Here is a 16517-nt window from a genome sequence, read left to right on the forward strand (position 1 = left end):
CGAGGCGGCGAAGCTGCCGTCGGGGCGAAGCCGACCCTCCGCCACCACGCCCTGCCCCTCCCGGAACAGGTCGGGCAGGATGCCGGTGTAGGTGACGCGGAGCGACCGCGCGCCGTCGGTGACCAGGAACGCCGTCTCCATCCGCCCCTCGGCGTTGGTGCTGCGGGTGACGCTGCCCGCCTCGACCAGCCCGCCGACGCGGAACGGCCGGTCCGGCGGCATCGGCTTGGCCGCGAGGTCTGACGGCGAGAAGAAGAAGACGAGACTGTCCTCGAACGCGGTCAGCGTCAGCGCGGTCGCGGTGCCGAGGCCGAGCCCGCACAGCAGCAGGATCCAGAGGCGGCGCTTCTTGCGGCTCATGCGCTCCCTCCGCCGCGCCGACGCGGGCCTAGCGCCTCCAGCCGCGCCACCTCAGCCTTGGCCGCGCGCCACTGCCTGAGCGAGACGGTCGCGAGCACGACAAGCGCGCCGACCGCGACCGCGTAGGACGGCCAGACGAACGCCGCGTAGCCGCCCATGGCCAGGAACTCGCTCATGCCGGCACGGCCTCCGGCGCGCGCGCCTCGGCCGCACGCGCGAGCATCAGCGCGCGCGCGCGGCGTTCGAGGATGGCGGTACGCATGCGTAGCAGCACGATTGCGGCGAAAGCGAACAGGAAGCCGAGCCCGGCGATCAGCAGCGGGTAAAGGATCTCGGTGTGGATGGCAGGAGCATCGAACCGCGTCACGGAGGCAGGCTGGTGCAGGGTGTTCCACCAGTCCACGCTGAACTTGATGATCGGCAGGTTCACCGCACCGATCAGCGCCAGGATGGCAGCCGGCCGGGCGGCGCGCTCGGGCTCGTCGAAGGCCGAGGTCAGCGCGATGTGGCCGAGATAGAGGAAGAACAGCACCAGGACCGAGGTCAGCCGCGCGTCCCACACCCACCAGGTGCCCCACATCGGCTTACCCCAGAGGCTGCCGGTGATCAGGCAGATCGCGGTGAACACGGCGCCCACCGGCGCGATCGAGGTCGCGGCGATATCGGCAAGGGGATGGCGCCACACCAGGCTCATGAACGAGGCGATGGCGAGCCCGAGATAGCCGCCCATCGCCATCCAGGCCGCCGGCACGTGCACGTACATGATCCGCACCGTGTCGCCCTGCTGCCAGTCGCGCGGGGCGAAGCCGAGGCCCCAGACGAGCCCCAGCGCCGAGACGGCGATCGCCAGCGCCGCCACCCACGGCAGCGCGGCGCCGGACAGCCGCATGAAGCGGCCCGGATTGGCAAAGCGGTGCAGGCTGCGGCCGCGCGGGGCTGCGTTCCCATCCATCCCGCGCGATGATATGGGCCAACCGCGCGGGTTTGAAGCGCAACCCGGCGTGTGCGGCCCCGCAGGAAAGGACCAGGGATGCATTTCACCATCCAATGCGTGGACAAGCCCGACAGCCTGGAGCTGCGGCTGGCGACTCGGCCGAAGCACCTCGACTACCTGAACGCCCACAAGGACGCGTTCCTGCTGGTCGGTCCGGTGCTCGACGGCGAGGGCAAGCCGCGCGGCTCGCTCTATGTCGTGGACATGCCGGACCGCGCGGCCGCCGAAGCCTTCGCCAAGGGCGACCCCTACGCCCAGGCGGGGCTGTTCGAGTCCATGGTGATCCGGCCCATGCGCGTGGTGTTCAAGGACGGCCAGCAGGTCGCCGGATAGCGCCGATGGCCTACTGGCTGGTCAAGTCCGAGCCCGACGCCTTCTCGTGGGACGAGCAGGTCGCCAAGGAGGTCGAGCCCTGGACCGGGGTGCGCAACCACACCGCCAAGCTGAACCTCCAGGCGATGGAGCTCGGCGACCGGGCGTTCTTCTACCACTCCAACATCGGCAAGCAGATCGTCGGCGTGGTCGAGGTGGTGCGGGAGGCCTACCCGGACCCGACAGCCGAGCCCGGCGCGCCTTGGGTCTGCGTGGACATGAAGGCGGTCGGCCCGTTCCCGCGCCCGGTCGGGCTCGCGGAGATCAAGGCCTCGCCCCGGCTGGAGGGGTTGGCGCTGATCCGCCAGTCGCGGCTGTCGGTGATGCCAGTGAGTACCGCGCACTGGCGCACGCTCTGTGCCATGGGCGGGTTCAAGGCGCCTTGAGCACCGCCGCCGAGCGGGTGCTCTGCCGGCTCGATGACATCCCCGACGGCGGGGCGAAGGGGTTCGACCCGCCGCCCGGCCGGTTCACCGGCCTCTTCGCCGTCCGCCGCGGGCCGGCGGTGTGGGTCTATCTCAATTCCTGCCCGCATCTCGGCGTCTCGCTCGACATCGCCCCCGACCGGTTCCTCGATGCACGGCGCCAGCACATCCAGTGCTCGACGCACGGCGCGCTGTTCCGCATCGAGGACGGGTTCTGCCTGAAGGGCCCCTGCGCCGGCCAGCGCCTGATGCCGATCGCCGCGCGCGTCGAGGGTGAGGCGGTGCTGATCGGCCCGATCCCGGACTGACGGGGTTCAGGTCGGCTTCGGGTGCCGCCGGCGGAAATCCGCCGCCATCTCCTCCAGCGTCACGAACCGTACCCCCGGGTGCTTGAGCATGTGCGCGATCAGCCGCTCCAGCATCATCAGCACCTGCGGCCGGCCCGACACGTCCGGGTGGATCGTCATCGGCACCACCGCGTAGTCAAACTCGCGATAGATAAAATCGAAATGATCGCGCCAGATCTGCTCGAGCTGGTGCGGCGAGACGTAGCCGTGGCTGTTCGGGAACTTCTTGATAAACATCATCGGCGGCAGGTCGTCGAGATACCAGGAGGCGGGGATCTCGACGAGCTCGGTCACCGTGCCCTTGGTGAACGGAGTCATCCAGCTCTCGGCCGGCTTGGAGTAGTCGATCGGTGTCCAGGCATCACCCGTGCGCACGTAGTAGGGCACGCAGTCGTGGTGCATCAGCGAGTGGTCATAGGCGATGCCGCGCTCGACCAGGATCTCGATCGAGGCCGCCGAGACCTCCCACCACGGTGCGACGTACCCCACGGGACGGCGACCCCAGTGCTTCTCAATCAGCGCGATGCACTTGTCGAAGATCGCCTCTTCCTGCGTGCGCGACAGCGCGAGCGGGTTCTCGTGGCTGTAGCCGTGCAGCCCGATCTCGTGCCCGGCCTCGGCAACGAGGTCGGTCTCGTGCGGGAAACTCTCGATCGTGTGGCCGGGGATGAACCAGGACTGCTTGAGCCCGAACCGCTCGAACAGGCGGAGCAGGCGCGGCATCCCCACCTCGCCCGCGAACACGCCGCGGCTGATATCGCCCGGGGAATCCTCGCCCATGTAGCTGCCGAGCCAGCCCGCGACCGCGTCGCAGTGCACGCTGAACGCGCAGAGAATCTCCTTGGCCATGTCATGCCTCCCTTGGTTCAGCCGCCCCAGCCGGCGAGGAACCGCCCGAGCAGCCGGCCGAGTGCGGCGACCGCGTAGCCGCCCTCCTGCGTGATCACCGTCGGCAGGTCGAGCGCGGCGGCCGCCTGAGCGGCGCGGGCGAAGCCGTCGTCGCTGATGCGGAACGAGCCGAGCGGCTCCTCGGCTGAGGGGTCGAAGCCGAGTGCCAGCACCAGCGCGTCCGGGCGGAAGCGCTGGATGGCCGCGATCCCGGTCCCGATCGCCTCGAGCCAGGGTCCGTCCTCGGTCCCGCGCGGCAGCGGCAGGTTCAGGGTGCAGCCCTCGCCCGCCCCGGCGCCGCGTTCATCGGCGCGGCCGACATACCAGGGATAGAGCCCATCCGGATCGCCGTGCACGGAGACGGTCAGCACATCGCCCCTCTCCCAGAAGATCCCCTGCGTGCCGTTGCCGTGGTGCACGTCGATGTCGAGCACGGCGACGCGCGCAGCACTGCCACGGCGCAGCGCCTCGGCGGCGATCGCGCCGTTGTTGAGGTAGCAGTGCCCGCCCGCCCGCGCGGCATAGGCGTGATGGCCGGGCGGGCGGGTCAGCGCATAGGCGGCGCGGGCGCCGGCGAGCACGTGCTTCGCCGTCGCCTCGGCACAGGCGGCAGCGGCGATCGCCGAGGTCCAGGCGTGCTCGCCGACCGCGCAGGCGGTGTCGGCGAGATGCCAGCCGGCACGTGCCACCATGCCCGGTCCGGGCCGCGCGCCCTGCGCCAGCATCTCAGGGGTGGGGTGGATGTTGGGGATCATCTCCTCGCCCGCATCGGGCAGCGCGCGCCAGGCGGCGTAGCCGTCACGCAGGAAGGCGAGATACTCGGGCGCGTGGACCGTTTCGATCAGCGCCTGATCGGCGACCGGCGGCTCGATCGCCGCAAGCCCCGCCTGCCGCACGGCGTCGAGCAGGCCGTGCGCGCGCGCCGGTACCTCGAAATGCTGCGCGACCCGCCCGCGCAACAAGAAGAAGCGGGGATCGTGCAGCATCTGGTCCGGGTGGAAGAACACGTCCATGCCACGACGCTAGGTGCCGGGCGCGGCCACGGCAAGGTCCGCTTGCCGCGGCTTGCGGCCGCGCGTTAGCCTCGTCCGGACGGAACAAACACGAATGGGAGCTTCACCGATGACCGATCCGCACCCCACGGCGCTCGGCCGCCGCGGCCTTCTCGCCGGCGCCGCCGCCGCTCCCGTGCTGATGACGCTCGACCAGGCGCGCGCGCAAGGTGTTGCGCCACGTCACGGCGGCACGCTGAACACGATGCTGACCCCCGAGCCGCCGGTGCTGGTGCTGGGGGTGAACAACCAGGGCCCGACGCTGGTCTCCGCCAGCAAGATCTATCAGGGGCTCCTGAAGTTCTCGCCGACGCTGGAGCCGCTGCCGGAACTGGCGAAGTCCTGGACCGTGTCGGAGGACCGGCGCACCTATACGATCGAGCTCCAGCCCAACGTGAAGTGGCACGACGGCAGGCCCTTCACCGCCGAGGACGTGCGCTTCTCGATCATGGAGTTCCACATGCAGCTGGCACCGCGCGCACGCGGCGTGTTCCAGCGCATCACGGACGTGAAGATCAACGGCGAGCACAGCATCAGCTTCACGCTGAACGCGCCGTTCGAGCCGTTCCTGCTCATGTTCGACGTCACGAACTGCGCGATCGTGCCGGCGCACATCTACAAGGGCACCGATTTCCGCAACAACCCGGCGAATGCGCGGCCGATCGGCACCGGGCCGTTCCGGTTCGTCGAGTGGCAGCGCGGCAACTTCATCCGCATGCGCCGCTTCGACGACTACTGGAAGCCCGGCCAGCCCTATCTCGACGAGATCATCTACCGCATCATCCCCGACAGCCAGTCGCGCCGGCTGGCACTCCAGACCGGCCAGGTGCAGTTGAGCCAGGCGAACGATATCGAGCCCTTCGACATCCCGCAGTTCGAGACCATGCCGAACTTCCAGGTGGTGAAGACCGGCTGGGAGATGTTCGCGCCCCTCTCCTGGATCGAGGTGAACCAGCGCTACGACGTGCTCAAGGATGCGCGGTTCCGCCGCGCAATGGCGCATGCGATCGACCGCACGTTCATCGCGCAGCGGCTCTGGTTCAACACCGCCCGGCCGGCCACCAGCCCGATCGCCTCGGGCACGCGCTACCACGACCCGAACGCGCGCCTGCCCGAATTCAACCCGCGCGCCGCGACCGAGCTGCTCGACGCGATGGGACTGCGCCCGAACGCGCAGGGGATCCGCCACAGCGTCAAGCTTCTGAGCCTGCCCTATGGCGAGGTGTGGACGCGGCTCTCCGAGTATCTGCGCCAGGCGCTGCGCCAGGTCGGCATCGATGTCACGCTCGAATCGACCGATGCCGGCGGCTGGGTGCGCCGGCTCGCCAACTGGGAGTACGAGCTCACCGTCAACTTCGTCTACCAGTACGGCGATCCGTCGCTCGGCGTCGCCCGCACCTATATCAGCAGCAACATCCAGAAGATCCCGTTCACCAACACCTCGGGCTACAGCAACCCGGAGGTGGACCGTCTGTTCGACGAGGCGCAGACCGAGCCGGACCCGGCGAAGCGCGCCGAGCTCTTCAAGCAGGTGCAGGCGAAGCTGATCGCCGATATGCCGCTGCTCTGGACGATCGAGCTCCTGTTCCCGACCGTGCACGACCGGCGGCTCAGGAACGTGATCCAGCTCGGCACGGGCGTGCACGCCTGCTTCGACGACGTCTTCTTCGCCGCCTGAGAGGCGCGCGAGAGGGCAATGGGGGCAGGACGGCTTCTTCGGTTCCTCGCCCAGCGACTGGTCAAGGCGGCGATCGTGGTGCTGGCGATCGTCGTCTTCCAGTTCGTGCTGATCCGCCTCGCTCCGGGTGATCCGGCGAGCGTCATCGCCGGGCAATCGGGGGCGGCGGATGCCGAGTTCATGGCGCAGCTGCGGGCGCAGTTCGGCCTCGACCGGCCGATGCACGAGCAGCTCTGGATCTACGTCAAGGGCATCCTCACGCTCGATCTCGGCTTCAGCCACCGCCAGCAGCTTCCCGTGGCAACCCTGATCGGGGAGCGGCTGCCGGCCACCCTGCTGCTCACTGGCGTGGCCTTCCTGTTCGCGATCTCGGCCGGGGTGGCGCTCGGTGTGGCCGCGGCGCGACGTGTCGGGCGTCCGGCCGACAGCGTGATCACCGTGATCGCGCTCACCTTCTACGCCACGCCGATCTTCTGGGTCGGCCTCCTGCTCGTGCTGATCTTCTCGGTCTGGCTGGAATGGCTGCCCTCGTTCGGCATGTACACGGTCGGTGCCGACCTCACCGGCTTCGCCTATGCGCTCGATGTCGGCCGGCACCTGATCCTGCCGTCGATCACGCTCGGCCTGTTCTTCCTCGCCATCTATGCCCGGCTGGCGCGTGCCTCGATGCTGGAGGTGGCGGACCAGGATTTCGTGCGCACCGCGCATGCCAAGGGCGTGCCGGAGGGGCGCATCATCCGCGCGCACGTGCTGCGCAACGCGCTCCTGCCGGTGATCACCTTCGCCGGTATCCAGGCCGGACAGCTCGTCGGCGGCTCGATCCTGGTCGAGACCGTGTTCGCCTGGCCCGGCATCGGCCGGCTCGCCTTCGACGCGCTGTTGCAGCGCGACTACGCGGTCCTGCTCGGCGTGTTCTTCTGCACCGCCGTGATGGTGGTGCTGTTCAACCTGATCACCGACCTGCTCTATGCCGTGATCGACCCGCGCGTGGAGGTGGCGTGATGGCCGATTTCTGGCGCCGCTTCCGCCGCAACATCGGCGCGGTGGTGGGGCTGGTCATCCTCGCGATCGTCGGCCTGACGGCGATCCTCGCGCCGATCGTCTTCCCGTTCAGCCCGTGGGAGATGCGCGGGGTGCCCTTCATGCCGCCGGGCGAGATGGGGTTCCTGCTCGGCAGCGACAGCCTCGGCCGCGACGTCGCCGCGGGCATCGCGCATGGCACGCTCGTCTCGCTGCTGGTCGGCGGCGTCTCCACCGTGGTGGCACTCGCGATCGGCATCACGCTCGGCGCGGTCGCGGGCTATGCGGGGGGGCGCGTCGATGACGCGGTGATGCGCTTCACGGAGTTCTTCCAGACCATCCCGTCCTTCGTGCTCGCGGTCGTGCTGGTCGCGATCTTCACCCCCTCGATCACCTCGATCGTGATCGCGATCGCGATCGTCTCCTGGCCGCCGGTGACGCGCGTGGTCCGCGCCGAGTTCCTCTCGCTGCGCTCGCGCGAGTTCGTGCAGGCCGCCGAGGTGCTCGGGCGGTCGCGCATCGCGATCATGCTCACCGAGATCCTGCCCAACGCGCTCTCGCCGATCATCGTGCTCTCCTCGCTGATGGTCGCGACCGCGATCCTGCTTGAGAGCGCGCTGTCGTTCCTCGGCCTCGGCGACCCCAACCTGATGTCCTGGGGCTTCATGATCGGCGCCGGCCGGTCGGTGATCCGCCTCGCCTGGTGGATGAGCGTGTTTCCGGGGATCGCGATCTTCCTCACCGTGCTGGCGCTCAATCTCGTCGGCGAAGGGCTGAACGACGCGCTCAATCCGCGGCTCGCGCGCCGCCGCGGCATGGTGGTGACGTGAGCCTCCTCTCGGTCGAGGGGCTGACGATCGCGCTGCCGCCGGGCGGCGAGCGGGCGCACGCGATCGAGGACGTCTCACTGACCCTCAACGCGGGGGAGATCCTGTGCGTGGTCGGCGAGTCCGGCTCGGGCAAGTCGATGACGGCCTCGGCGGTGATGGGGCTCGTGCCGCCGGGCCTGCCGGTGGTGTCGGGCCGGATCGTGTTCGAAGGCACCGATCTGCTGCGCCTGCCAGCCGAGACGATGCGCGACCTGCGTGGGCGCCGGCTCGGCATGGTGTTCCAGGAGCCGATGACCGCGCTCAACCCGCTGATGACGGTGGGCGATCAGATCGGCGAGGTGTTCCGCGTGCACGGCGAAACAGGCGATGTGCGCAACCGCGTGCTGCGCCTGCTGGAGGACGTGCGCCTGCCCGATCCGCCGGCGCTGCTCGGCTCCTATCCGTTCCGGCTCTCGGGCGGGCAGCGCCAGCGGGTGATGATTGCGATGGCGCTCGCCCTCGGCCCCTCGGTGCTGATCGCCGACGAGCCGACGACCGCGCTCGACGTCACCACGCAGATGCAGATCCTGCGCCTGATCCGCGCGTTGCAGCAGGAGAAGGGCACGGGCGTGCTGTTCATCACGCATGATTTCGGCGTAGTGGCCGAGATCGCCGATCGGGTCGCGGTGATGCAGCACGGACGCATCGTCGAGCAGGGTCCGGCAAGCGAGGTGCTGAACGCACCGCGGCACCCCTACACCCGCGCGCTGATCGACGCCGTGCCGCACGGCACCGCGCGCGCGACCGCCACGGGCGGGGCCGAGGTGCTGCGGCTCGACGGCGTGCGCAAGACCTTCCGCCGCGGCGGCGGGCTGTTCAAGCGCGGCAGCGCGGTGGTGGCGGTGAAGGACGCGCGGTTCTCGCTTGCCAAGGGCGAGACGCTCGGCCTGGTGGGCGAGAGCGGCTCGGGCAAGTCCACCCTCGCGCGCTGCGTCGTCCGCCTGTTCGAGCCCGACGGTGGTACGATCGCATTCCACGGCACCGACCTGCTCGGGCTTTCGCGTTCGGCGATGAAGCCGTACCGCCAGCGCATCCAGATGGTGTTCCAGGACCCCTATGCCTCGCTGAATCCGCGCCGCAAGGTGGGCGACATCATTGCCGAAGGCCCGGTGACGCACGGCGTGCCGCGCGCGGCTGCGATCGCCAAGGCGAAGGACCTGCTGCGGCTGGTGCAGCTCGATGCCGGATCGCTCGACCGCTACCCGCACGAGTTCTCGGGCGGCCAGCGTCAGCGCATCGGGCTCGCCCGCGCGCTCGCGCTCGACCCCGAGCTGCTGATCGCCGACGAGCCGGTGAGCGCGCTCGACGTCTCGGTGCAGGCGCAGGTGCTCGCGCTGCTGGACGACATCCGCCACCGCCTCGGCCTGACGATGCTGTTCATCACGCACGACCTGCGCATCGCCGCGCAGGTGTGCGACCGGATCGCGGTGATGCAGCGGGGCGAAATCGTCGAGCTCGGCGATACGGCTCAGGTTTTCGGCAGCCCGCGCCACGCCTATACACGCGAACTGCTCGACGCCATTCCCGGCAAGCACTGGATGCCGCCGCGCCAGGCGGCGTGAGGACATGACGACGCTCGATCCCGGCGCCAAGCGCGCGATCCTTGACACCTGCGCCTCGCTCGAGGCGGAGGCGACCGCCCTGCTCGGCCGGCTGGTGCAGTTCGACTCCACGCTCGGGCGCGAGGGGTCGTGCCTCGATTTCGTCGCCGATGCCTTCGCGTTGCAGGGCCTCGCGGTCGAGCGTGTGCCGACCGAGCCGGAGCGGCTCAAGGACCATCCCGGCTTCTCGCCGCCGCTGATCCCCTATGCCGGGCGCGACAACGTGGTCGGACGGCATCGCCCGCGCGAGGCGAAGGGCCGCTCGCTCATGCTCCAGGCGCATGTGGACGTGGTGCCGCCCGGCGCCGAGGAGGAATGGACCACGCCGCCGTTCCAGCCGGATGTGCGCGAGGGGCGCATCTACGGCCGCGGCGCGGGCGACATGAAGGCCGGGCTGGTCTCGAACATGATCGCGCTCAAGGCGCTCAAGCGCGCGGGCCTCGCGCCGGCGGCCGAGGTGCAGGTGCAGGCGGTGATCGAGGAGGAATGCACCGGCAACGGCGCGCTCGCCACGATGCTGGCGATGCCGAAGGCCGATGCGGTGATCATCCCCGAACCCGGCCCCGGCTACGCGGCGATCTACACCGCCGAGGTGGGCGTGGTCTGGGCCTGGATCACCGTCACCGGGCGACCGGCGCATGTGCGCGACATGCAGGCCGGCGTGAACGCGATCGAGGCGGCGATGGCGGTCGCGTCGCGCTTCAAGGACTACGAGGCCGAGATGAACCGCGCCGAGCGCGTCCACGCCGCGTTCCGGGGCGTCAACCATCCGGTCAACGTCAACCTGGGCACGATCGAGGGCGGGGAGTGGAACTCCTCGGTGGCGTCGAAATGCCGCATTGGGCTCCGCGTCGGCGTGATGCTCGGCTACACCGCGGCGCAAACGAAGGCCGATATCGAGCGCATCGTCGCCGAGGCTGCGGCCGATCCCGCGCTGCGCGGGGCGAAGCTCGCGCTCTCCTGGGGCGGGTTCATGGCCGATCCCTGCGCCTTCGACCGCTCGAGCGCGATCGCCCAGCTCGCGGAGCGAAGCTTCGCCGAGGCCATGGGCGGCAACCTCCGCGCCTATCCTGCCACGGGGCTCACCGACGGACGGTTCTTCGAACTCTATCAGGGGACGCCCGTCGCCGTGTTCGGCCCCGACGCCGAGAACATCCACGGCATCGACGAGAGCGTGGGCATCGCAAGCATGCACGCGATCACGCGCACGATCGCGCTGACGATCGCGCAATGGTGCGGCACGGAGACGGCATGATGGACAATCTGCCGGTCAGCGGGCAGCGGCTGTGGGACAGCCTGATGGAGATGGCGCGCATCGGCGCGACGGCGAAGGGCGGCTGCAACCGCCAGACGCTCACCGATCTCGACTCCGAGGGCCGCCACCTGCTGCTTCGCTGGTGCAAGCCGCTCGGCCTGTCCATGACGGTCGATCGCGTCGGCAACATGGTGTTCCGTCGCGCGGGAACCGACCCGTCGCGCAAGCCGGTCGCGATCGGCAGCCATCTCGACACCCAGCCGACGGGCGGCAGGTTCGACGGCGCACTCGGCGTGCTCGCCGGGCTCGAGACGCTGCGCGCGATGCACGAGGCGGGGCTGCGCACGCGCGCACCGATCGTGCTGGTGAACTGGACCAACGAGGAGGGCGCGCGATTCTCGCCGCCGATGATGGGCTCGGGCGTTGCGGTCGGCCTGTTCACGGAGGAGGAGGTGCTCGCCAAGACCGATCCCACGGGCGCGGTGTTCGGCCGGGAACTCGCCCGCATCGGCTGGCAGGGCGAGGCCGATCCCGCCTGGGCGCGCAACCTCGGCGCCTATTTCGAGCTGCATATTGAGCAGGGGCCGCTCCTGGAAGCCGAGGGTGCGTCGGTCGGCGTCGTCACCGGCGCCTCCGCCCAGGCCTGGTTCGAGGTGACGGTCGAGGGGGCGGAGGCGCATGGCGGCAACGGCATGGCGATGCGCCGCGACGCGCTGGTCGCTGCCTCTCTGATGATCGCCGCGGTCGAGGGGATCGCGCTCGAGCACGGCGGCAACGGCACGGTCGGGCGGCTGACGCTGCACCCCGACAGCCGCAACGTCGTGCCCGGGCGGGTCTGGTTCACGGTCGATCTGCGCCACTCGAGCGAGACCGCGCTCGGAAGGATGGTCGCGGCGCTGCGCGTGCGACTCGGCGCGATCGCGGCGGCGCGCCGCGTCACCGCCACCGTGACGCCGTTCTGGTCCTTCCCCGAGACACCCTTCGATCCGACGCTGACCGGGCGTGTGCGCGCGGCGGCGCGCGCGCGCGGCTACGCCCATCGCGACATGCCGACGGGCATCGGACATGACGCGGTCTATCTCGCCCGCGCGGTGCCGTCCGCGCTCATCTTCGCGCCCTGCCATGGCGGACTCAGCCATAACGAGGCCGAAAGTATCACCCCCGAATGGGCCGAGGCGGGCTGCCGGGTGCTCGCCGATGCCGTGCTTGCCACAGCGGAGATCGTCTGACCATGCGCATCGGCATCGCCGGGCTGCTGCACGAGAGCCACTCCTTCGCACCCTTCCCGGCCGATCTGCCGGCGTTTGAGAAACCGGGCGGGTTCCCGCCGCTGTCGCGCGGGCCTGCGATGCTCGAGGCGATCGCGGGCACGCGCGTGCCGGCTGCCGGTGCACGCGAGGCGGCGGAGGCCGCAGGCCACGAGGTCGTTCCGCTCGCCTGGGGCTTTGCGATGCCATCCGCGCCGGTGACCGCCCATGCCTTCGATACGATCACGGGCTGGATCCTCGCGGATGCGCAAGCCGCGATGCCGCTCGACGGACTTTATCTCGACCTGCACGGTGCGATGATGGCCGAGCACGCGGCCGACGGCGAAGGCGAGCTGCTCGGCCGGCTGCGCGCGCGGCTCGGCGCCGACCTGCCGATCGCGGCCAGCCTTGATCTGCATGCGAACGTCACGCGCGCGATGGTCGAGCTCGCGGACGTGCTGACGGCCTATCGCACCTACCCCCATGTCGACATGAAGGAAGCCGGCGAGCGTGCGATGCGGCTGCTGCTCGACCGGATCGCGCATGGACGTCCATGGGCACGGCGCCACATGCCGATCGACTTCCTCGTTCCGCTCTCGGCGCAGTGCACGCTGACGAGCCCGATGCGTGAGCTCTACGAGGCGATCCCGCTGCTGAGCGAGCAGACCGGCGCGGCCGATCTCTCACTCTGTCTCGGCTTCCCCTACTGCGACTTCGAGGGCTGCGGCCCGGCCGTCACCTCCTATGCGGCGAGCGAGGAGGCGGCCGAGGCGGCCGCGGCGCGGCTGCACGCGACCTTTGTCGGGCGGCGCGCCGAGATGGTGCAGCGGCTCTGGTCGCCAGAGGAGGCGGTTCACCACGCCAAGGCGCATGCCTCGCTCGCCGGGCCGCCGATCGTGCTCGCCGACACCCAGGACAATCCGGGCGGGGGTGGACACGGCGACACCACCGGGCTGCTGCGCGCACTGGTCGAAGGCCGGGCCGAGGGCGCAGTGATCGGGGTCATCAACGATGCGGAAGCAGCCGCCGCGGCACACGCGTCCGGCGAGGGGACGACGATCACGCTGGCCCTTGGCGGCCGCAGTGACAACGCGCCGTTCGAGGGCAGCTTCACAGTGCAGCGGTTGGGCGACGGGCGGTTCACCTGCACCGGGCCGATGACGCGTGGCAACCGGGCGGATCTCGGCCCGTGCGCGCTGATCGAGACCGCCGGCGTGCATGTGCTGGTCGCCAGCCGCAAGATGCAGGCCTATGACCAGGCGATGTTCCGCCATCTCGGCGTCGAACCCGCGACCGTGCCGATCGTCGCGCTGAAGTCGTCGGTGCATTTCCGGGCCGACTTCCAGCCGATCGCGAAGGAGATCCTGGTCGTGGTGGCGCCCGGTCCGGTGGTCGCCGATCCGGCCGCACTACCGTTCCGCAACCTCCGCCCTGGCCTCGCGTTGACCCCGTGATAGTCGGGTCAGTCCCCCGCACGGACGGCGGAACGCTGCCGCCGAACGACGCCGAGCGCCGCTCGCGCAACGTCGTGCTCGCCGTCTACATCCTCTATGGCGCCGGGTTCGTCACCGGCCTTGCCTTCATCGTCGGGCTGGTGATCGCCTATCTCAAGCGCGACGAGGCGCCGCCATGGCTGCGCACGCACTTCACGTTCCAGATTCGCACCTTCTGGATCAGCCTGCTCTGGGGCGTGGTGGGCGTCCTGACCGCGTGGCTGCTTGTCGGGTTGGCATTCTTGGCCTTCGGCTTCCTGCTGACGCTCGCACGGACGGTGAAGGGATTCCTGCGCCTGAACGATGACAAGCCGATCAACGACCCCGAGAGCTGGCTGCTCGGCTGATCAGAGGCCGAGCAGGGCCTCGACCTCGGAGCGGCGCGGGATCGGCGCGACCGCGCCGTAGCCCGTGGTCGAGAGCGCGGCCGCCGCGTTGGCGTACCGCAGCGCCATGTCCGGCGCGTCGCCGAGCACGATCCGCGCGAGGAACGCGCCGCAGAACGTGTCGCCGGCACCGGTGGCGTCGATTGCGGCGACAGCATGTGACGCGGCCCGCACGACCGTGCCGTCCGCGGTCGCGAGCAGCGCGCCGTCACGCCCGCACTTCACCGCGACGAGGCGAGGGCCGAGCCTGAGATAGCGCTCGGCGATCGCCTGCGGGTCGGCAAGTCCGGTCAGCGCCTCGGCGTCCTCGCGACTCGGCAGCGCGATGTCGCTCATCGCGACCGCCTCGTGGATCACCGCCCGCGCCCGCGCCACCGGCCAGAGACGCAGGCGCAGATTGGTGTCGTAGGCGACCGTGACATCGGCGTCGCGGGCGACCTCGATCGCGCGGAAGACGGCATCCGCGGCCGAGGCGCTGATGGCCTGACTGATGCCGGAGGCATAGAACACGCGCGCCGCGCGGATCGCGTCCTCGGGCAGCATCGCGGGCGTGTATCGGCTCGCTGCGGAGCCAGTGCGATAGAACGTGAAGTGATGCCCGCGTGCGTCGTGATCGACGACATACACCCCTGTCGACGCCTCCGGGTCACGCGCGACTGTCGCCGTGTCCACGCCCTCCTCTGACCAGAGGCGCATGAAGGCATCGCCCGCCCAGTCCGTGCCGATGGCGGTGACGTAGCCGGCGCGCGCACCCTGCCGCGCGGCCGCGATCGCCGCGTTCGAGGTGTCGCCGCCGAAACCGCGCAGATAGTGCACGCGCCCCGACCCGTCGTCGGGCTGATGGTTGAACTCCAGCATGGGCTCGCCCATGCAGAGGATGTCGACGCTCACGCCGCGAGCGCGGCACGCGCCGCCTCCTGCACCGCTGCCTTGTCGCCGGCGGCGATCAGTCGTTCGTCCACCAGCTTGCCGCCGATGCCGACGAAGGCGGCGCCGGCATCCAGATAGGCGCGCAGATTCGACGGCTCGACGCCGCCCGTGGGACAGAACGGAACGTCCGGGAATACGCTGCGCAGTGCGCGGATATGTGACGGCCCGCCCATTGAGGCCGCGGGGAAGATCTTCACCACGTCGGCGAAGCCTTCCAGCGCCTCCACCACCTCATCGGGTGTCAGCGCACCGAGCATCACCAGTGCGCCGAAGCGCCGTCCGGCCGGCACGATCTCAGGCTCGTTCCAGGGGCAGACGATGAAGCGCGCGCCCGCCTCGCCGCAGGCATAGGCCTCGCCGGCGGTGCGCACCGTTCCGGCACCGACGAGCAAGGTTGGATCGCGCGCGAGCTCGGTGATCAGCGCGGTCGCGTTCGGCACGGTCAGCGTGATCTCGAACGTCGTGAACCCGGCCTCGCGCAGCCACGCGACCGCGGTGTGCGCGGCCTCGTGCGAGCGCGTGCGCACGACCGGAACCACCCGCGCCTCGATCAGGCGCGGCAGCAGCGGATGACTCATGCCGGATAGGGACCCTTGTTGACCTGGTTGAGCGGCTTCTCGCCGGAGAGCACGCGCGCGACCTCTTCGGCCGCCTGGCGCTGGAGATCGGCGATCGCCTCCTCGCTGTACCACGCGGCATGATCGCTCAGCACGACGTTCTCGAGTGTGCGGAGCGGGCTGTCGGCGCGCAGCGGCTCGGGCGAGAACACGTCGAGCCCGGCCGCAAGCAGCCGGCCTTCGGCGAGCGCGGCAGCCAGCGCTGCCTCGTCCACCAGCGCGCCGCGCGCGGTGTTCACCAGGATCGCGGTCGGCTTCACCTGGGCGAGGAAGGCGCGGCCGACGATGTGGTGTGTCGCATTGGTCGACGGCGCGTGCAGGCTGATCGCATCCGATTCGTGTGCGATCCGGTCGAGGCTTGCAGGCTCCACCCCCTCGGGGACCGACTTGAGGAACGGGTCGTGCACGAGCACGCGCGCGAAGCCCAGCGCGATCGCCTTGCGATGGGTCGCCGCGCCGATCCGGCCATAGCCGATCAGCCCGAGCGTCCCGCCGCGCAGGCGGTACACCTTGCGGTCCATGGGCACGCCCCAGCCGCCGGCGCGCACCCGCCGGTCGGCCTCGACGATGCGGCGCGCAGCAGCGAGCAGCAGGGCGACCGCATGGTCCGATACCTCGTCGGTGCCGAAGGCCGGGACGTTGCACACGGGGATGCCCCGCGCCGCGGCCGCCGCCCCGTCGATGTTCTCGTGGCCCACGCCGTAGCGCACGATCACCTTGGCCCTGGTCGCCGCGATCGCCTGCGCATCCACGGGGCTCTCGCGCACGAGCGCGGCGTCGGCGTCGGCCATCGCGGTCCGCACCGCCTCGGCATCGCCGCGGCACGGGCGCAGCACGAGCTCGACGCCGAGCGGGGCCAGCACCTCCCTCTCGGCGTCGTAGTGGGCGTAGCCGTCGTCGAGCACGACGACGCGTCGGGGGGTCTGTTGGGTCATCCCGGCCTCGGCCTTCCCTGCCGATGCCGGGTTAGCACGCCGGGACGG

19 protein-coding genes are annotated in these 16517 nt (G+C 70.3%); 11 read left to right on the forward strand and 8 right to left on the reverse strand.

The genetic code is table 11. The features are described 5' to 3' along the window. The 3 genes from ACTIFU_RS06185 to ACTIFU_RS06195 all read right to left on the reverse strand — a co-directional run. Positions 1 to 360: cytochrome c maturation protein CcmE (locus tag ACTIFU_RS06185; protein ID WP_439577419.1), on the reverse strand; the 360-nt coding region annotated here is incomplete at its 3' end. Further along, on the reverse strand, positions 357 to 536 hold the full coding sequence (gene ccmD / locus ACTIFU_RS06190; RefSeq protein WP_439577420.1) for a heme exporter protein CcmD: 180 nt from the start codon (positions 534 to 536) through the stop codon (positions 357 to 359). The genes ACTIFU_RS06185 and ccmD, both read right to left, overlap by 4 nt. Beyond that, on the reverse strand, positions 533 to 1312 hold the full coding sequence (locus ACTIFU_RS06195) for a heme ABC transporter permease (protein ID WP_439577421.1): 780 nt from the start codon (positions 1310 to 1312) through the stop codon (positions 533 to 535). The genes ccmD and ACTIFU_RS06195 overlap by 4 nt, the downstream gene beginning before the upstream one ends. Positions 1313 to 1390: 78 nt before the next feature. Between ACTIFU_RS06195 and ACTIFU_RS06200 the strand changes: the two genes are divergently transcribed. From ACTIFU_RS06200 to ACTIFU_RS06210, 3 genes are read left to right on the forward strand one after another with little or no spacing between them, the layout of a single operon-like run. Next, on the forward strand, positions 1391 to 1687 hold the full coding sequence (locus ACTIFU_RS06200; protein WP_439577422.1) for a YciI family protein: 297 nt from the start codon (positions 1391 to 1393) through the stop codon (positions 1685 to 1687). 5 nt (positions 1688 to 1692) lie between these two features. Continuing rightward, complete coding sequence (locus tag ACTIFU_RS06205) at positions 1693 to 2112, forward strand: EVE domain-containing protein (protein ID WP_439577423.1); 420 nt, start codon at positions 1693 to 1695, stop codon at positions 2110 to 2112. Next, positions 2109 to 2459 carry a Rieske (2Fe-2S) protein gene (locus ACTIFU_RS06210; protein ID WP_439577424.1) on the forward strand — a complete coding sequence of 117 codons (351 nt, stop codon included), beginning with the start codon at positions 2109 to 2111 and terminating at the stop codon, positions 2457 to 2459. Before ACTIFU_RS06205 ends, ACTIFU_RS06210 begins: the two co-directional genes overlap by 4 nt. A gap of 6 nt (positions 2460 to 2465) precedes the next feature. Here the strand turns inward: ACTIFU_RS06210 and ACTIFU_RS06215 are convergent, their stop codons facing one another. Both ACTIFU_RS06215 and ACTIFU_RS06220 read right to left on the reverse strand, forming a co-directional pair. Beyond that, positions 2466 to 3347, reverse strand: coding sequence for a polysaccharide deacetylase family protein (locus ACTIFU_RS06215; protein ID WP_439577425.1), 882 nt, complete (start codon positions 3345 to 3347; stop codon positions 2466 to 2468). 17 nt (positions 3348 to 3364) lie between these two features. Beyond that, positions 3365 to 4399, reverse strand: coding sequence for a histone deacetylase family protein (locus ACTIFU_RS06220; RefSeq protein ID WP_439577426.1), 1035 nt, complete (start codon positions 4397 to 4399; stop codon positions 3365 to 3367). 109 nt (positions 4400 to 4508) lie between these two features. Between ACTIFU_RS06220 and ACTIFU_RS06225 the strand changes: the two genes are divergently transcribed. From ACTIFU_RS06225 to ACTIFU_RS06260, 8 genes are read left to right on the forward strand one after another with little or no spacing between them, the layout of a single operon-like run. Further along, a complete protein-coding gene (locus tag ACTIFU_RS06225; RefSeq protein ID WP_439577427.1) occupies positions 4509 to 6116 on the forward strand; it encodes an ABC transporter substrate-binding protein in 1608 nt (535 codons plus the stop codon). An 18-nt stretch (positions 6117 to 6134) separates the two neighbouring features. Beyond that, entirely contained in the window at positions 6135 to 7118 is a 984-nt protein-coding gene (locus tag ACTIFU_RS06230; protein WP_439577428.1) for an ABC transporter permease, read from the forward strand. After that, on the forward strand, positions 7118 to 7966 hold the full coding sequence (locus ACTIFU_RS06235; protein WP_439577429.1) for an ABC transporter permease: 849 nt from the start codon (positions 7118 to 7120) through the stop codon (positions 7964 to 7966). The genes ACTIFU_RS06230 and ACTIFU_RS06235 overlap by 1 nt, the downstream gene beginning before the upstream one ends. After that, positions 7963 to 9567, forward strand: coding sequence for an ABC transporter ATP-binding protein (locus tag ACTIFU_RS06240; RefSeq protein WP_439577430.1), 1605 nt, complete (start codon positions 7963 to 7965; stop codon positions 9565 to 9567). The genes ACTIFU_RS06235 and ACTIFU_RS06240 overlap by 4 nt, the downstream gene beginning before the upstream one ends. Positions 9568 to 9571: 4 nt before the next feature. Next, complete coding sequence (locus ACTIFU_RS06245; RefSeq protein ID WP_439577431.1) at positions 9572 to 10861, forward strand: ArgE/DapE family deacylase; 1290 nt, start codon at positions 9572 to 9574, stop codon at positions 10859 to 10861. Continuing rightward, positions 10861 to 12090 carry a Zn-dependent hydrolase gene (locus ACTIFU_RS06250; protein WP_439577458.1) on the forward strand — a complete coding sequence of 410 codons (1230 nt, stop codon included), beginning with the start codon at positions 10861 to 10863 and terminating at the stop codon, positions 12088 to 12090. The genes ACTIFU_RS06245 and ACTIFU_RS06250 overlap by 1 nt, the downstream gene beginning before the upstream one ends. Positions 12091 to 12092: 2 nt before the next feature. Further along, positions 12093 to 13562 carry a M81 family metallopeptidase gene (locus ACTIFU_RS06255; protein WP_439577432.1) on the forward strand — a complete coding sequence of 490 codons (1470 nt, stop codon included), beginning with the start codon at positions 12093 to 12095 and terminating at the stop codon, positions 13560 to 13562. Next, positions 13559 to 13948 (forward strand): DUF4870 family protein, encoded by a 390-nt coding sequence (locus ACTIFU_RS06260; RefSeq protein ID WP_439577433.1) that lies wholly within the window; start codon positions 13559 to 13561, stop codon positions 13946 to 13948. Before ACTIFU_RS06255 ends, ACTIFU_RS06260 begins: the two co-directional genes overlap by 4 nt. On the opposite strand, the gene ACTIFU_RS06265 is transcribed toward ACTIFU_RS06260, so the two are convergent. The 3 genes from ACTIFU_RS06265 to ACTIFU_RS06275 are packed head-to-tail and all read right to left on the reverse strand — an operon-like array spanning position 13949 to position 16469. Beyond that, positions 13949 to 14878 (reverse strand): sugar kinase, encoded by a 930-nt coding sequence (locus tag ACTIFU_RS06265; RefSeq protein WP_439577434.1) that lies wholly within the window; start codon positions 14876 to 14878, stop codon positions 13949 to 13951. Further along, on the reverse strand, positions 14875 to 15495 hold the full coding sequence (locus ACTIFU_RS06270; RefSeq protein WP_439577435.1) for a bifunctional 4-hydroxy-2-oxoglutarate aldolase/2-dehydro-3-deoxy-phosphogluconate aldolase: 621 nt from the start codon (positions 15493 to 15495) through the stop codon (positions 14875 to 14877). Before ACTIFU_RS06270 ends, ACTIFU_RS06265 begins: the two co-directional genes overlap by 4 nt. Continuing rightward, positions 15492 to 16469: a C-terminal binding protein gene (locus tag ACTIFU_RS06275; RefSeq protein ID WP_439577436.1), complete on the reverse strand. Its 978-nt coding sequence runs from the start codon at positions 16467 to 16469 to the stop codon at positions 15492 to 15494. Before ACTIFU_RS06275 ends, ACTIFU_RS06270 begins: the two co-directional genes overlap by 4 nt. Between the last annotated feature and the right edge of the window lie 48 nt (positions 16470 to 16517).

Origin of the sequence: Elioraea sp. (assembly GCF_051860475.1) — a bacterium.
Classification (GTDB): Bacteria; Pseudomonadota; Alphaproteobacteria; order Acetobacterales; family Acetobacteraceae; genus Elioraea.

Coding starts and splice junctions, on each gene's coding strand:
- ccmD (WP_439577420.1), bottom strand. CDS start 536: ATGAGCGAGTTCCTGGCCATGGGCGGCTACGCGGCGTTCGTCTGGCCG.
- ACTIFU_RS06270 (WP_439577435.1), bottom strand. CDS start 15,495: ATGAGTCATCCGCTGCTGCCGCGCCTGATCGAGGCGCGGGTGGTTCCG.
- ACTIFU_RS06200 (WP_439577422.1), top strand. CDS start 1,391: ATGCATTTCACCATCCAATGCGTGGACAAGCCCGACAGCCTGGAGCTG.
- ACTIFU_RS06250 (WP_439577458.1), top strand. CDS start 10,861: ATGGACAATCTGCCGGTCAGCGGGCAGCGGCTGTGGGACAGCCTGATG.
- ACTIFU_RS06275 (WP_439577436.1), bottom strand. CDS start 16,469: ATGACCCAACAGACCCCCCGACGCGTCGTCGTGCTCGACGACGGCTAC.
- ACTIFU_RS06255 (WP_439577432.1), top strand. CDS start 12,093: ATGCGCATCGGCATCGCCGGGCTGCTGCACGAGAGCCACTCCTTCGCA.
- ACTIFU_RS06195 (WP_439577421.1), bottom strand. CDS start 1,312: ATGGATGGGAACGCAGCCCCGCGCGGCCGCAGCCTGCACCGCTTTGCC.
- ACTIFU_RS06235 (WP_439577429.1), top strand. CDS start 7,118: ATGGCCGATTTCTGGCGCCGCTTCCGCCGCAACATCGGCGCGGTGGTG.
- ACTIFU_RS06215 (WP_439577425.1), bottom strand. CDS start 3,347: ATGGCCAAGGAGATTCTCTGCGCGTTCAGCGTGCACTGCGACGCGGTC.
- ACTIFU_RS06230 (WP_439577428.1), top strand. CDS start 6,135: ATGGGGGCAGGACGGCTTCTTCGGTTCCTCGCCCAGCGACTGGTCAAG.
- ACTIFU_RS06205 (WP_439577423.1), top strand. CDS start 1,693: ATGGCCTACTGGCTGGTCAAGTCCGAGCCCGACGCCTTCTCGTGGGAC.
- ACTIFU_RS06245 (WP_439577431.1), top strand. CDS start 9,572: ATGACGACGCTCGATCCCGGCGCCAAGCGCGCGATCCTTGACACCTGC.
- ACTIFU_RS06220 (WP_439577426.1), bottom strand. CDS start 4,399: ATGGACGTGTTCTTCCACCCGGACCAGATGCTGCACGATCCCCGCTTC.
- ACTIFU_RS06225 (WP_439577427.1), top strand. CDS start 4,509: ATGACCGATCCGCACCCCACGGCGCTCGGCCGCCGCGGCCTTCTCGCC.